Genomic DNA, 13,317 nt, shown 5'->3' with positions numbered 1-13,317 from the left:
AGTCCTGATGAAAACCGTGGCCGCCACCGGTGCATTCCGCGCCGGTGGCGGTTAGGTTATTCCCCAGGGGAAGAATCACACCGTGTCAGCAACTGAAATCGACTACTACGAACTGCTCGAGTGCGAGCGCACCGCGGACGACAAGGTGCTCAAGTCGGCCTACCGCCGGCTGGCCATGCGCTATCACCCGGACAAGAACCCGGGCGACAAGGAAGCCGAGGCGCGCTTCAAGCAGATCAGCGAGGCTTACGACTGCCTCAAGGACCCGCAGAAGCGTGCGGCGTACGATCGCTATGGCCATGCCGCATTCCAGCAGGGCATGAACGGCGGCGGCCAGGGCGCCGAGTTCGGCGACATCGGGGACATCTTCGAGTCCATCTTCGGCAGCGCCTTCGGCGGCGGCGGTCGCCAGCAGGCGCGGCGCGGCGCCGACTTGCGCTACGACATGGAGGTCAGCCTCGACGACGCGTTCCGCGGCAAGCAGACCGAGATCACCATCGACGTCTCGCAGCCCTGCGAGCCCTGTCACGGCAGCGGCGCGGAGCCGGGCACCGGCAAGCGCGGGTGCGCCATGTGCGGCGGCCACGGCAAGGTGCGCGCGCAGCAGGGCTTCTTCGTGGTCGAGCGCACCTGCCCGACCTGCCACGGCCGCGGCGAGGTGATCGAGAAGCCCTGCCGCGCCTGCGGCGGCGAAGGCCGGGTGGACCAGCCCCAGACGCTGCAGGTGGACATCCCGCCGGGCGTCGATTCGGGAACCCGCATCCGGCTTTCGGGCAAGGGCGAGGCGGGGCCGTTCGGCGCGCCTCCGGGCGACCTCTATATCTTCCTGCACGTCAAGCGCCACCGCGTGTTCGAGCGCGACGGCACCACGCTGCTCACGCGCGTGCCGATCACTTTCACGACCGCGGCACTCGGCGGCGCGATCGAGATCCCCGGCATCGACGGCGAGGCGATCGCGCTCGAAATCCCGGCCGGCATCCAGTCGGGCAAGCAACTGCGCAAGCGCGGCGCCGGCATGCCGGTCCTGCAGGGCCGCGGCCGCGGCGACCTGGTCGTGGAGATCTCGGTCGAGACCCCGACCAAGCTCTCCGCGCGCCAGAAGGAACTGCTGCGCGAACTGCAGGCGACCGAAACCGGCGACGAATGCCCCCAGTCGAAGGGCTTCTTCGACCGGCTCAAGGACGCGTGGAGCGACCTGACCGAATGACCGCGTCGTCCCGGGTCCGACCCGGGACGGCCGCCGGTTAGCCCACTGCCCGAGCCGGGTGCCTCAGCCGCGCCAGCGCTCGCGCACCAGGTCCGGCATCGGGTCGGCGCCGATCACCTGACGCCGGATATGCGCGACCAGCCCCGGATCGGCGCGCAGGCGCGGCTGTTCCTCGTCGAGGATCGCCAGGAACGCGCGCCGCTTGAATTCCAGCAACTCTGCCTCGGGCATGGCCTTGCCGCGCGGGAGCGTGGAGGCCATCAGGTCCATCATCCGCTCGGCGCCGTGGAGCCGTCCCCACAGGTAGTCGTTCTCGCGGTAGGCGCGGCTGAAGAACGCCCCGAAGTTGAAGAACTCGCTGCCCCGCAGGCTCGCGTCGGCCTGCGCGCCGGAAATCGCGGAACAGTCCTCGGGCGAGATGCGGTCCACCAGCACGGGGTCGAATTCGGTCAGCCCCTCGCCGCGCAGCAGGGGCAGGGTCACCGCGTCGTAGAAGGGGAACCCGAGGTAGGCGAGGAGCACCCTTCGCCGCAGCGCCTGGGGCATCCCCGCCAGAGCTTCGGCCAGCAGCGCGTCGACGGCGGTGTCGGCGGCGAGCAGGTTGCGCGCCCGGGCGAAGTGATCCACCACCGCCTGCGGATCCTCGAAGAAGGCGCGAGCCACTGCCGGGAAGTCTTCCCCGAGCGCGGCGAGCGGCTCACGCTCGATGTACAACGCCAGCGCGGCATAGATGGCGCCGCGGGCCTCGTCGCGGTGCTGGTCGGTGACGCCCGGCTCCTCTTCCCACTCCTGCGTCACGCGCCGCGCCAGGAGGCGCAGCCGGCGGACGCGGAAGGCCAGGTCGTGGCTGCGGAAGAAGCCGATCATGGCGGGGGAGCTGGCATCGCGCAGCGCCTCGGTGCGGTCCAGGCCCCCAGCCGCCAGCTGGGCGATCAGGCGCTCGCGCACGGGCTCGGCAGAGTGCAGGTCCAGTTCCGGCGCGGCCTCCACCACCATGCGCGCCATCATCGCGACGAGGCCGCTGAACTTGACCTGGGCATAGCCGTGATAGGCATAGCCCGCCTGCTCGAAGGCGGCGGCCTGCGCCTTGGCACGCCAGCTCGCCAGCCGCTTGGGGGTGGGGCGGTCCAGGGAGAAGGTGTTGCCGAACAGCCGGTCGACCGCCTGCTCGATCTCGGGCCGCAGGGCCAGGACGATCTCGCGCAGCCCCATCATCTCGCGCGACTGGCGCTCGAGCGCTTCCAGGTTGTCGCGGATCGGCTGCGCGCGGGGAATCGCCGACAGCGAGCCGAAGATCACCGAGAAGAAGCCCGGCAGGCGGGTGTCGCGCCGCATTTCGGCGCCGAGCCGGTCGGGCGTGGGATCGATGTAGACGAAGCGCCGGTCCACTTCGCGCGCGGCGGGGCGGTCCCGCAGCACCGCCATGGCATCGGCGAAGGGCGCGTTGACGAGCACCGAGCCGTCGATCAGCGACACGCTGTCCAGTTCGCCGCGCCGCGCATGCTCGGGCATGATGCGGCGCAGGAAGGCATCGCGGCCGGGCCAGGCGATGTCCTGCTCCGCGACGAGCCGGTCGATCTCGGCGATCTGCAAGGGCGGGAAGGCGCCCGGAAAGCTGGCCGAGGCGCGCGCGGCGAACACCAGCTCGGGGATGGCGGCCAGCGGTTCGCCCGCGATGCCGCGGGACCGCGCGTGGAAGCCGAAGGTCAGCCGGTGCTCGCTCTCCAGCACCAGCTCGGGCGAGTGCAGGCGCAGCGTTTCCAGGTGGCCCTTGAAGTCGGTCGCCGTGAGGAACAGGTCGAGCGGGTGTTCGGCCGGCAGCAGCGGCCGCCCCGCCGGCGCGCGAGCCATGGCGTCGAGCGCATCGTGGAGGAGGCGCGAGAGGCCGATGCCGCTGAACGGCGGCTCGAACCAGCGCGAGCGGATCAGGCGCGAAAGCTTCTCGCGCACTTCGGCCCGCGTCTCGGGCGCGACGCTGGCGCTGACCGCGTTGCCGGGCCGATGGAGGAGGTAGCTGACGAGCGGCGTCGCCCAGAACTTGGCCGCGCCCGACCACGGCCGGGCCTCGGGATCAAGCAGCGTGTCCACGTCCGCGGTCTGGAGCCACAGGTCGGTCAGCGGCTCCAGCGATTGCCCGGAATGGATAGCCTGCGCCAGGAACACGCTGTTGATGCCGCCCGCGCTCGCCCCCGCGACGATGTCGGTGAGCACCCGCAGCCGGACGTTGCCGGCGCTCTCCAGCCTTTGCAGCAGGTCCAGGTAGACCCCGGCGCTGCCCGCGGGCCGACCATCGCGCGAGCCGTGGGCGCGGCTTGCCTGCAAGGCCTTCCACAACTCCTTGGTGACGCCGTGCATGTAGACGGCAAGGCTCACACCCCCGTAGCAGACCAGTGCGATCCGCAGTTCCTTGTGCTGCATCCGGCCAGCTTGGCGCAGCCTTACGAGAATGGCAATTGCGTTCTCATTCCGTTCCGGTTACGCGAACGCCATGGCGAAACCCAAGCGTCGATATGTCTGCCAGGCCTGCGGAGGCGTCTCCACCCGCTGGCAGGGGCAGTGCCCGGATTGCGGCGAGTGGAATACGCTGGCCGAAGAGGCACCGCAGACGGTGTTCTCGGCCAAGCACGACCTGTCCTCCGGGGGGCGGCCGATCCAGTTCACCCCGCTCGACCAGCCCGGAGAGATGCCCAGGCGGCGCGCCAGCGGCCTGGCCGAGTTCGACCGGGCGCTGGGCGGGGGGCTGGTCCCGGGCTCGGCGATCCTCATGGGCGGCGATCCCGGCATCGGCAAGTCGACGCTGCTGCTCCAGGTCTCGGCGCATATCGCCCGGCAGACGCAGGGCGGGGGCGGCGGGCTCTCCGTATACGTGAGCGGGGAGGAGGCGGCCGGCCAGGTGCGCCTGCGGGCGGAGCGCCTCGGCCTCTCGAACGCCCCGATCCAGCTTGCCGCCGCCACATCGGTGCGCGACATCCTGACGACGCTGGGCATGATGGATCCGCCCGCGCTGCTGGTGATCGATTCGATCCAGACGATGCATTCCGACCAGATCGAGGGCGCTCCCGGCACCGTCAGCCAGGTCCGCGGCTGCGCCTTCGAGCTGATCCGCTACGCCAAGGAGAACGGCGTCACGCTGGTGCTGGTGGGGCACGTCACCAAGGACGGCAACATCGCGGGGCCGCGGGTGCTGGAGCACATGGTGGACGTGGTGATGAGCTTCGAGGGGGAGCGCAGCCACCAGTATCGCATCCTGCGCAGCCTGAAGAACCGCTTCGGGCCGGTCGACGAGATCGGCGTCTTCGCGATGGAGGGCAACGGCCTTGCCGAAGTGGGCAACCCCTCGATGCTCTTCCTGTCCGGGCGCGAGGAGCCGATGGCAGGCAGCGCGGTGTTCCCGGCGGTCGAGGGGACCCGGCCGGTGCTGGTCGAGATCCAGGCCCTGATCGTCCGCCTGCAGAGCGGCGCCACCCCGCGGCGCGCGGTGGTCGGGTGGGATTCGGGCCGTCTGGCCATGCTGCTGGCGGTGCTGGAGGCGCGCTGCGGGCTCAGCTTCTCCAGCGCGGAAGTCTACCTCAACGTGGCGGGCGGGTACCGGCTGAGCGATCCCGCCGCCGACCTCGCCGTCGCCGCCGCGCTGGTCTCCGCCCTGGGGGACAAGCCGCTGGCCACCGATGCGGTGTGGTTCGGCGAAGTCTCGCTCGCCGGAGAGATCCGGCCCGTCGCTCACGCCTCGATCCGCCAGCGGGAATCGGCCAAGCTCGGCTTCGCGCGGGCGTTCGGTCCGGCGGGCGGGGCTCCGCCGGAAAAGGGCTTGCGCTTCGACGGGCTGACGATGCTGCCCAACCTCGTTGACCGCATCCTGTCCGATGCCTAACTCTCACCCGATATGACTGGGTTCGACATCGCCGTCCTGCTGATCGTGGGCATCGGCGCCATAACCGGCTTCCTCCGCGGCTTCGTGCAGGAGATCCTGGCGCTGGCGGCCTGGGTCTTCGCGATCTTCGCCATCCGCCTGTTCCACACGCCCGCGACGGCGTGGCTGGAGCCGCATCTCGGATCGGGATCGGCCGCGGGAGTGCTGGCCTTCGCGCTGCTTCTGGGCGTGCCCTTCGCTGTGGTGAAGCTCGTCGCCAAGTGGGCCGGCGCCAAGAGCCGCGGCTCGGTGCTGGGGCCCGTCGACCGCGTGCTCGGTCTGGGCTTCGGGGCGGTGAAGGGCGTCATTATCATCGTCCTCGGCTTCTCGGTGCTGGTGCTCGGCTACGACACGATCTGGGGCGTCAGCGGCCGGCCGGACTGGATCGTGCAGTCGCGGACCTATCCCTTCGTCAACGCCAGCAGCGAGGCGCTGGTCCAGCTCATCGCCGAGCGGCGGCAGCAGGCCAGGGCCGCCGAAGCGGCGAAGGAGCCGGCCTGACCCGTGGCGACGACGGTCCTCTATACTCCCGAAGTGCTCGGCCTCGCGATCGAGCTTGCGCACTATCCGCTGAGCGAGGCGCTGCCGCTGCGGGGAGACGCGCGCTCGCGCACCTGCGGGAGCAGCATCGTCCTCGGGCTGGAGGCGGACGCGGCCGGTGTGGTGCAGCGGATCGGCCTGCGCTGCCAGGCCTGCGCCATCGGCCAGGCGGCGGCGGCCCTCTTCGCCCGCGGCGCGGCGGGCCGGGACGCAGCGCAGATAGCGGCCGCGCGCGACGCGATCGGCGCATGGCTGGCCGGCGAAGCGCCGCTGCCCGACTGGCCGGGACTGGAGACCATCGCTGCGGCCCGCGACTATCCGGCGCGGCATGGGGCGGTCATGCTGCCCTGGGACGCGGCCGTGGCGGCGCTCTGCGCGCGGTAGGCCAAAGGCCGCCATCCTCGGTTGCGATGCCGCGGCCGCTACGGCTATGGGGCCACCACCATGGTGATGATGCTGCCCGAACTTCCCACGCCCGCGCTGCGGCTCGGCCTCGACGTCGATGCGCTGACCTCCAACTGGCGTGCGCTGGACCGGATGTCGGGACGCGCGCGCGCCGGAGCCGCAGTCAAGGCCAACGCCTACGGCCTGGGCGCGCGGCGCGTGGTGCCCGCCTTGCAGGCGGCGGGGTGCCGCGACTTCTTCGTCGCCCACTGGAGCGAGGTTCCCGAGCTGCTCACCGAGGCGGGTGCGATTTCGTTGTCCGTGCTGCACGGTCCCTTGACCGGCGCCGACGCCGCCTTCGCCCGCGCCGTGGGGGTGAAGCCGGTCATCAACTCGCTCGACCAGGCCCGCCGCTGGGTGGAGAGCGGCGGCGGCCCGTGCGACCTCATGGTCGACACCGGCATGAACCGGCTGGGGGTGGCGATGGCCGAGCTCGGCGACCCGGTGCTCGGCCGGCTGGAGGTGGACGTCCTGCTCTCGCACCTCGTATCCTCGGAGGAGGACGTCGCGCTGAACGGGGTGCAGCAGGAGCGCTGGACCCAGGCGCGAGCGGTGCTGCGCCACGCGCGCGCCAGCCTTGCCAACAGCGGTGGCATCGCCCTGGGCAGCGCCTATCACGGCGACCTCACGCGCCCGGGCATCGCGCTCTACGGCGGGGTGCCGCGCCCCGAGATGGGGGAAATGCTGCAGCAGGTCGCCCGGCCCGAAGCCGCGATCCTGCAGGTGCGGCAGGTCGCCGCCGGAGAGACGATCGGCTACAACGCCACCTTCACCGCGCCTGCTGCCATGCGGGTGGGCACGATCGCGCTCGGCTACGCCGACGGCTACTTGCGGTGCTGGTCGGGCAGGGGGCGCTTCACGGCCGGCGGAACGGTCCTGCCGGTGCTGGGCCGCATCAGCATGGACCTGACCGTCGTCGACCTGACGCAGGCCCCCGAGATCGGCGAGGGCGACTGGGTCCGCGCCGACTACGCAATACCCGCCGCGGCCGCTGCGACGGGGCTTTCGCAGTACGAACTGCTGACCCTGCTGGGCGCCCGCTTCGGCCGCTGAATCCGGCTTCGCCGGCGTTTTGCTGCGCAGCAAATTCTGTTGCATCGCGACATTGCCGGGTGGTATCCTGTTGCCAGATAGAGTGGGGACTGGACATGGCTGAAACGGCGTCGAGCGACGACAACACCGTCATCATCAAGAAGTACGCCAACCGGCGGCTCTACAACACGCGCTCGTCGAGCTACATCACGCTCGATCACCTGGCGAAGATGACGCGCGAGGGCGTGGACTACAAGGTGCTCGATGCCAAGACCGGTACCGACATCACGCACACGATCCTCACGCAGATCATCATGGAGGAGGAATCCAACGGCGAGCAGATGCTGCCGGTGAACTTCCTGCGCGAACTCATCAGCATGTACGGCAACCAGATGCAGTCGCTGATCCCCCACTACCTGGAAGCCTCGATGGAGAACTTCCGCGCCAACCAGGCCAAGCTCGCCAAGGCGTTCGAGGACAGCCTGGGCAACAATCCGCTGGCCAAGCTGGCCGAGCAGAACATGGCGATGTTCCGTGCCGCTTCCGCCGCCTTCATGCCGGGCGCGGAAAAGCCCGAGGCCAAGGCCCCTCCGGCCGAAAGCGCCGGCGGCGACCTTGCCGCCCTGCGCGAGCAGATGGCCGAGATCCAGAAGCGTCTCGACGCGATCGGCAAGTAACGGCAGGCGCGTGGCGCGGGTCCAGCGGCCTGCCGCGCGCATCCTCCTGCTCGACGAGGCGGGGCGGGTGCTGCTGTTCCGCTTCGACCCGCCGGACCGGCCGCCGTTCTGGTGTACGCCCGGCGGCGCGGTCGATCCCGGTGAAAGCTACGCGGATGCCGCCCGCCGCGAACTGGCCGAGGAGACCGGCATCGCCGCCGATCCCGGTGCCGAGGTGGCGCGCCGCCGGGTCGAGTTCGTCACCATAGAGGGCGTGCCGGTGATGGCCGACGAACGCTACTTCGTGGTGCGCCTGCCCCCGGGCGCCGCGCGGATCGACACCGGCGGGCACACCGCGCTCGAACGGCAGCTCATGCGCAGCTGGCGCTGGTTCGATGCCGCCGCGCTGGAGGCGGCGGAGGAGCCGTTCTTCCCCGTCGATCTGCCCGACATGCTGCGCGCCTTCGCTTCCGGCGTTTGAACCTTTGCGCGAGTGCGGCTAACAGCGGGCCATGAATCAGACGCCCGCCATTCGCCATGCCCTCTCGACCAAGCGCGAGGACGATTTCGCCCAGTGGTACCAGGAGGTGATTTCCGAGGCTGAGATGGCCGAGGAGTCCGGGGTCCGCGGCTGCATGGTCATCAAGCCCTGGGGCTATGGCATCTGGGAACGCATCCAGCGCCTGATGGACGATCGGATCAAGGCGGCCGGGGTGCAGAACTGCTACTTCCCGCTGTTCATCCCGCTGTCCTACTTCGCCAAGGAAGCCGAGCACGTCGAGGGCTTCGCCAAGGAGATGGCCGTCGTCACCCATCACCGGCTGATCGGCGACGGCAAGGGCGGCCTCGTCCCCGATCCCGAAGCGAAGCTGGAAGAGCCGCTGATCGTGCGTCCAACGTCGGAGACGGTGATCGGCCAGGCTATGGCGCGCTGGGTCCAGTCTTGGCGCGACCTGCCGCTGATGGTCAACCAGTGGGCGAATGTCGTCCGGTGGGAGATGCGCACGCGCATGTTCCTGCGCACGAGCGAGTTCCTCTGGCAGGAGGGCCACACCGCCCACGCCGACCGCGACGACGCCATGGTCGAGACGCTGCGCGCGCTCGAGATGTACCGGGACTTCGCCGAGAGCCAGCTGGCGATGCCGGTGATCGCCGGCGAGAAGCCGGAGAACGAGCGCTTCCCGGGTGCCGTCGCGACGTACTCGATCGAGGCGATGATGCAGGACGGCAAGGCGCTCCAGGCCGGCACCTCGCATTACCTCGGCACCGGCTTCGCGCAGGCGGCGGACATCACCTATCAGGACCGCGAGGGGACGCAGCAGTTCGCGCACACGACCAGCTGGGGCACCTCCACCCGCATGATCGGCGGCCTGGTGATGACCCACGGCGACGACGACGGGCTGCGCGTGCCGCCGGCGGTGGCGCCGCATCAGGTGGTCATCCTGCCGATGCTGCGCGACAATGCCGAGGACGAGGCCCTGCTCGCCTACTGCGAGGATCTGCGCAAGGCGCTGGCCGGCGTGTCCGCGCTGGGCGAGCCGGTGCGCGTGCTGCTGGACAAGCGACCGGGCAAGGCGACGCAGAAGCGGTGGGCCTGGGTCAAGAAGGGCGTTCCGCTGGTCCTGGAGATCGGGGGACGCGATGCTGCAGGCGGGCAGGTCTCGATGCTGCGCCGCGACCGGCTGTGGAACGCGGCGGCCAAGGCGAACTTCGTGGGCATGGGCCGGGACGATTTCGTCGCCCGCGCGGCGGCCGAGATCGAGGACATCCAGGCCTCGCTCTTCGCCGAGGCGAAGGCGAAGCGCGACGCCAACATCGCCAAGGCCGCGAGCTTCGACGAAGTGGCGGCGTTCTTCGCCGAAGACAAGCGCTATCCGGGCTGGGTCGAGGTCGAATGGGCCCGCCCCACGGGCGATGAACTGGAAGGCATCGTCCAAAAGCTCAAGGCGCTCAAGCTGACGATGCGCAACACTCCGCTCGGCGGCGAGCCGGCAACGGGAGGCTGCATCTTTACAGGACGGCCCGCGGTAGAGAGGATATACGTCGCCCGGTCCTATTGACCGGCCAGGAGGAACCTCATGTTCGCAGCGATCAGGTACAATCTCGCCAACCTTGCCAACTTCAAGGGGCGGCAGGGTCGCTCGTCGTTCTGGTTCTACATCCTGTTTCTCGTCGTCATCCAGATCGCGATCTCGTTCGTGATCTCGATCGCCATGACCGGGCCGATGATGGCCGACATCTTCTCCGCCGCGCAGCAGGGCGCCAGCGAGGGCGCAATGCAGGAGCAGATGTTCGAGCGGCTGGCGGGCATGATGCGCGCGTCGGCCTGGACTTCGGCGGTTCTCTCGCTGGTGATGTGCGCCCTGATCGTCGCGGCGTTCACCCGCCGGCTGCACGATTCCAACAAGCCGGGCTGGATCGCCGCGCTGGCGGTGCTGATCCAGCTTGCCGCGATCGCGTTGCAGGTCAGCTCGATCGACAAGGCGGTCAAGGTCATCACCGCGGCGCGCACCGGCGACCTGGCGGGAGTGCAGGAGGCGCAGGCCTCGCTGATGATCAACGGGTCGCTCGGGTGGGTCCCGGTGCTGATGGTGATCGTCTTCGGCGCCTGGCCTTCGAGCGACGGAGCCAACCGCTACGGTCCCGAACCCGACCACATCTGAGTTCCCCACAGCCCCGCACCATTGCAATAAGGGCCGGTTAGCGCCATCTCAGCGCGATGCCCGCAAAGAACCGGCCCGCCCCCGGCTTGCCCACCCGCAAGCAGATCCTCGACTTCATCCAGAACTCGCCCGTGCCGGCGGGCAAGCGCGAGATATCGCGTGCCTTCGCGCTGAAGGGCAATGAGAAGATCCAGCTCAAGGCGCTGCTGAAGGACATGGCCGAGGAGGGTCTGATCGACGGCAAGCGCACCGCCTTCCACAAGATGGGCGGCCTGCCCAAGGTCACCGTGCTGCGGGTGGTCGACATCGACGAGGGCGAGGCGGTGGCCGTTCCGGACACCTGGCAGCCCGAGGACGCGACCCCGCCGCCGCGGATCCGCCTGGTGGAGAAGGGCAGGGGCAGCGCGCTCAAGAAGGGCGACCGCGTCCTCTCCCGCACCGAGGAGACCGCGAGCGGGTGGCGCGCCTATCCGATGAAGAAGCTGGAGCTGCGCTCCGAGCAGGTGCTCGGCGTGGTCGAGATCGACGGCGGCGGCAAGCCCTGGCTGGCGCCGGTGGACAAGCGCATCCGCAACTCCTGGCCCGTGTCGGACCTGGGCGGCGCCAAGGCCGGCGAACTCGTGCTCGGCACTCCGATCGGGCGCTCGGCGCGGCCTTCGATCAAGGTCACCGAGGTGCTCGGCGAGCCGCTCGCGCCCAAGGCGTTCAGCCTGATCGCCATCCACAAGCACGGCATCCCCAACCACTTCGCCGAGGAGGCGCTGGAGGAGGCGCAGGTGGCGGCGCGCCTGCCGCTCAGCCCCGACCATCGCGAGGACCTGCGGCACCTGCCGATCGTCGCGATCGACCCGTCCGACGCGCGCGACCACGACGACGCGATCTGGGCGCAGCCGGACGGGGAAGGCGGGTTCGAGGCGCTGGTCGCCATTGCCGACGTCTCGTTCTACGTGCGTCCGGGCGGGCAGATCGACTTCGAGGCGCGGCGGCGGGGCAACTCGGTGTACTTCCCCGACCGCGTCGTGCCGATGCTGCCCGAGGTTCTGAGCGCGGACGTGTGCTCGCTGCGCTCGGGAGAGGACCGCGCGGCGATGGCCTGCCACTTGCGCATCGACGCCCAGGGCAAGGTCACCGACTGGCGCTTCACGCGCGCGCTCGTCCGCATCCACGAGGTCATCGCCTACGAGGAGGCGCAGGCCCGCATCGACGAGGGCCGGGCCGAGGCGCATCTGCAGAACCTGTGGGACTGCTGGCGGGCGCTGGCCCGCGCGCGCGCCGATCGCGACCCGCTGGAGCTGGAGCTGCCCGAAAGGCGGGTCAAGCTGGACGAGCAGGGTCGCATCACCGAGATCGCCATCCGCGAGCGGCTCGACGCCCACCGCGTGGTCGAGGACTTCATGATCGCCGCCAACGTGGCCGCCGCCAAGGCGCTGGAGGCCAAGGTGGCGCCGGTGGTCTATCGCATCCACGAGACGCCGAGCCGCGAGAAGCTGATCGCGCTCAAGGACTACCTGGCCACCTTCGACAAGAAGCTGGCCCTGGGGCAGGTCATCACCCCCGGCCTGTTCAACCGCATGCTCAAGGACATCACCGACGAGACCGAGAAGGCCCTGGTGATGGAGGCGGTGCTGCGCAGCCAGACGCAGGCCTACTACGGCCCGGGCAATGCCGGGCACTTCGGCCTCGCGCTTGCGTCCTACGCACACTTCACCTCGCCGATCCGCCGCTATGCCGACCTGCTGGTGCATCGCGCGCTGGTCGACGCCTACGGTCTCGAGCAGCCGAAGCCCAAGGCAGACCTGCCGGCGACTTCGGGCCTGTCCGAACGCGACCGCGAGGACCTGGGCCGCATCAGCGACGCCATCAGCCAGGCCGAGCGCCGGGCGATGGAGGCCGAGCGCGAGACCATCGACCGCTACGTCGCCGCCTGGCTGGCGAGCCGCGTCGGCGAGGTGTTCGACACCCGCATCACCGGGGTGCAGAAGTTCGGGTTCTTCGCCACCATCGTCGGCCTCGGCGGCGACGGGCTCGTCCCCGTCTCCACGCTGGGCGACGAGCGGTTCCGCTACGAGGAGAAGGCGCAGGTGCTGGTCGGCGAGGAGAGCGGCACGACGTATGCCGTCGGCCAGATCCTCCGGCTGCGCCTGGCCGAGGCGAACCCGCTGACCGGCGCGCTCAAGTACGAGCTGGAGGAAGGCGGCGGCCGCATCGAACCGCGCGGCAAGCCCCAGCCGCCGAAGAAGCGCGGGGGCCACGTGGTCGGCAAGCGGGGCCGGCCCGCGAACATCCGCCACCAGGGCCGCGGCAAGCGATAGGCGGCCGCGGCGGCGGCGTCAGCTCAGGCGTTCGATCGCCTCTGCGTCGAGGCCGCCGGGGATGACGAAGACCGGGCAGGGCATGTGCGCCATGCCGGCTCCGGTGAAGTGCGCCACCAGCGGCCCGGGCCCGCCCTCCTTGGCGGCGCCGAGCACCAGCGCCGAGACCTCCGGATGCTCCTCCAGGTACTTGCGCACGACCTTGATGTCCTCGCCCACGCGCACCGAGATGACCGGCATCTTCGCGCCTTGCGACAGGAGGTTGCCGGCAGCCGCGGTGACCATCGTCTCGGCCCTGGCGCGGGCTTCCTCCTCGATGGTCGCCTGCACGCCGGCGAAGGCGTTGAAGGGCTGCGGCGGGACGAGGGCCAGCAGGTGCAGCGCGCCGTCCGTCTTGGCCGCGCGCCGGGCGGCGAACTGCAGCGCCGCGAGGGCTTCCTCGGTTTCGTCGACGATCACCAGATAGACGCGCATGGGGTTCCTCTCGGCCCGGTTATCGAGCCAATCCCTCCGCGGCGCAAGCCATCCGCATTGCGAAAAATCGAACACCAAG

The 13,317-nt window shown here is 70.1% G+C and carries 12 protein-coding genes; 10 read left to right on the top strand and 2 right to left on the bottom strand.

Annotation, left to right across the window (positions count from 1 at the left end):
• Nucleotides 1-82 precede the first annotated feature (82 nt).
• Entirely contained in the window at nt 83-1,207 is a 1,125-nt protein-coding gene (gene dnaJ, locus ACFFJC_RS02415; protein WP_379485982.1) for a molecular chaperone DnaJ, read from the top strand.
• A gap of 63 nt (nt 1,208-1,270) precedes the next feature.
• On the opposite strand, the gene ACFFJC_RS02410 is transcribed toward dnaJ, so the two are convergent.
• Entirely contained in the window at nt 1,271-3,625 is a 2,355-nt protein-coding gene (locus tag ACFFJC_RS02410) for a patatin-like protein (RefSeq protein ID WP_379485981.1), read from the bottom strand.
• Nucleotides 3,626-3,695: 70 nt separating this feature from the next.
• Between ACFFJC_RS02410 and radA the strand changes: the two genes are divergently transcribed.
• The 9 genes from radA (at nt 3,696) to ACFFJC_RS02365 (ending at nt 12,764) form a co-directional block, all read left to right on the top strand.
• Complete coding sequence (gene radA, locus ACFFJC_RS02405; protein WP_379485980.1) at nt 3,696-5,078, top strand: DNA repair protein RadA; 1,383 nt, start codon at nt 3,696-3,698, stop codon at nt 5,076-5,078.
• Nucleotides 5,079-5,090: 12 nt separating this feature from the next.
• A complete protein-coding gene (locus ACFFJC_RS02400) occupies nt 5,091-5,618 on the top strand; it encodes a CvpA family protein (RefSeq protein WP_379485979.1) in 528 nt (175 codons plus the stop codon).
• 3 nt (nt 5,619-5,621) lie between these two features.
• Nucleotides 5,622-6,041: an iron-sulfur cluster assembly scaffold protein gene (locus ACFFJC_RS02395; RefSeq protein WP_379485978.1), complete on the top strand. Its 420-nt coding sequence runs from the start codon at nt 5,622-5,624 to the stop codon at nt 6,039-6,041.
• 69 nt (nt 6,042-6,110) lie between these two features.
• Nucleotides 6,111-7,154, top strand: coding sequence for an alanine racemase (locus ACFFJC_RS02390; protein WP_379486187.1), 1,044 nt, complete (start codon nt 6,111-6,113; stop codon nt 7,152-7,154).
• 95 nt (nt 7,155-7,249) lie between these two features.
• Nucleotides 7,250-7,810, top strand: coding sequence for a polyhydroxyalkanoate synthesis repressor PhaR (gene phaR / locus ACFFJC_RS02385; RefSeq protein ID WP_379485977.1), 561 nt, complete (start codon nt 7,250-7,252; stop codon nt 7,808-7,810).
• A 10-nt stretch (nt 7,811-7,820) separates the two neighbouring features.
• The gene (locus tag ACFFJC_RS02380; protein ID WP_379485976.1) at nt 7,821-8,270 is read left to right on the top strand and encodes an NUDIX hydrolase; all 450 of its coding nucleotides are present in this window, start codon (nt 7,821-7,823) and stop codon (nt 8,268-8,270) included.
• A gap of 31 nt (nt 8,271-8,301) precedes the next feature.
• Entirely contained in the window at nt 8,302-9,849 is a 1,548-nt protein-coding gene (proS, locus tag ACFFJC_RS02375) for a proline--tRNA ligase (RefSeq protein WP_379485975.1), read from the top strand.
• Between the two features lie 18 nt (nt 9,850-9,867).
• Entirely contained in the window at nt 9,868-10,452 is a 585-nt protein-coding gene (locus ACFFJC_RS02370) for a DUF805 domain-containing protein (protein ID WP_379485974.1), read from the top strand.
• Between the two features lie 56 nt (nt 10,453-10,508).
• Nucleotides 10,509-12,764: a ribonuclease R family protein gene (locus tag ACFFJC_RS02365; RefSeq protein ID WP_379485973.1), complete on the top strand. Its 2,256-nt coding sequence runs from the start codon at nt 10,509-10,511 to the stop codon at nt 12,762-12,764.
• An 18-nt stretch (nt 12,765-12,782) separates the two neighbouring features.
• On the opposite strand, the gene ACFFJC_RS02360 is transcribed toward ACFFJC_RS02365, so the two are convergent.
• Nucleotides 12,783-13,238: a universal stress protein gene (locus tag ACFFJC_RS02360; RefSeq protein ID WP_379485972.1), complete on the bottom strand. Its 456-nt coding sequence runs from the start codon at nt 13,236-13,238 to the stop codon at nt 12,783-12,785.
• Between the last annotated feature and the right edge of the window lie 79 nt (nt 13,239-13,317).

Source organism: Novosphingobium soli, from assembly GCF_042432915.1.
In the GTDB taxonomy this organism is placed as follows: Bacteria; Pseudomonadota; Alphaproteobacteria; order Sphingomonadales; family Sphingomonadaceae; genus Novosphingobium; species Novosphingobium soli.
Note: the sequence above shows the minus strand (reverse complement) of the source record. Positions and strands in the feature narration are given on the sequence as shown.

What these genes read in the sequence shown, in the direction of transcription:
- ACFFJC_RS02410 (WP_379485981.1), bottom strand. Translation starts at nt 3,625, where the DNA reads ATGCAGCACAAGGAACTGCGGATCGCACTGGTCTGCTACGGGGGTGTG.
- radA (WP_379485980.1), top strand. Translation starts at nt 3,696, where the DNA reads ATGGCGAAACCCAAGCGTCGATATGTCTGCCAGGCCTGCGGAGGCGTC.
- ACFFJC_RS02400 (WP_379485979.1), top strand. Translation starts at nt 5,091, where the DNA reads ATGACTGGGTTCGACATCGCCGTCCTGCTGATCGTGGGCATCGGCGCC.
- ACFFJC_RS02390 (WP_379486187.1), top strand. Translation starts at nt 6,111, where the DNA reads ATGCTGCCCGAACTTCCCACGCCCGCGCTGCGGCTCGGCCTCGACGTC.
- phaR (WP_379485977.1), top strand. Translation starts at nt 7,250, where the DNA reads ATGGCTGAAACGGCGTCGAGCGACGACAACACCGTCATCATCAAGAAG.
- proS (WP_379485975.1), top strand. Translation starts at nt 8,302, where the DNA reads ATGAATCAGACGCCCGCCATTCGCCATGCCCTCTCGACCAAGCGCGAG.
- ACFFJC_RS02370 (WP_379485974.1), top strand. Translation starts at nt 9,868, where the DNA reads ATGTTCGCAGCGATCAGGTACAATCTCGCCAACCTTGCCAACTTCAAG.
- ACFFJC_RS02365 (WP_379485973.1), top strand. Translation starts at nt 10,509, where the DNA reads ATGCCCGCAAAGAACCGGCCCGCCCCCGGCTTGCCCACCCGCAAGCAG.
- ACFFJC_RS02360 (WP_379485972.1), bottom strand. Translation starts at nt 13,238, where the DNA reads ATGCGCGTCTATCTGGTGATCGTCGACGAAACCGAGGAAGCCCTCGCG.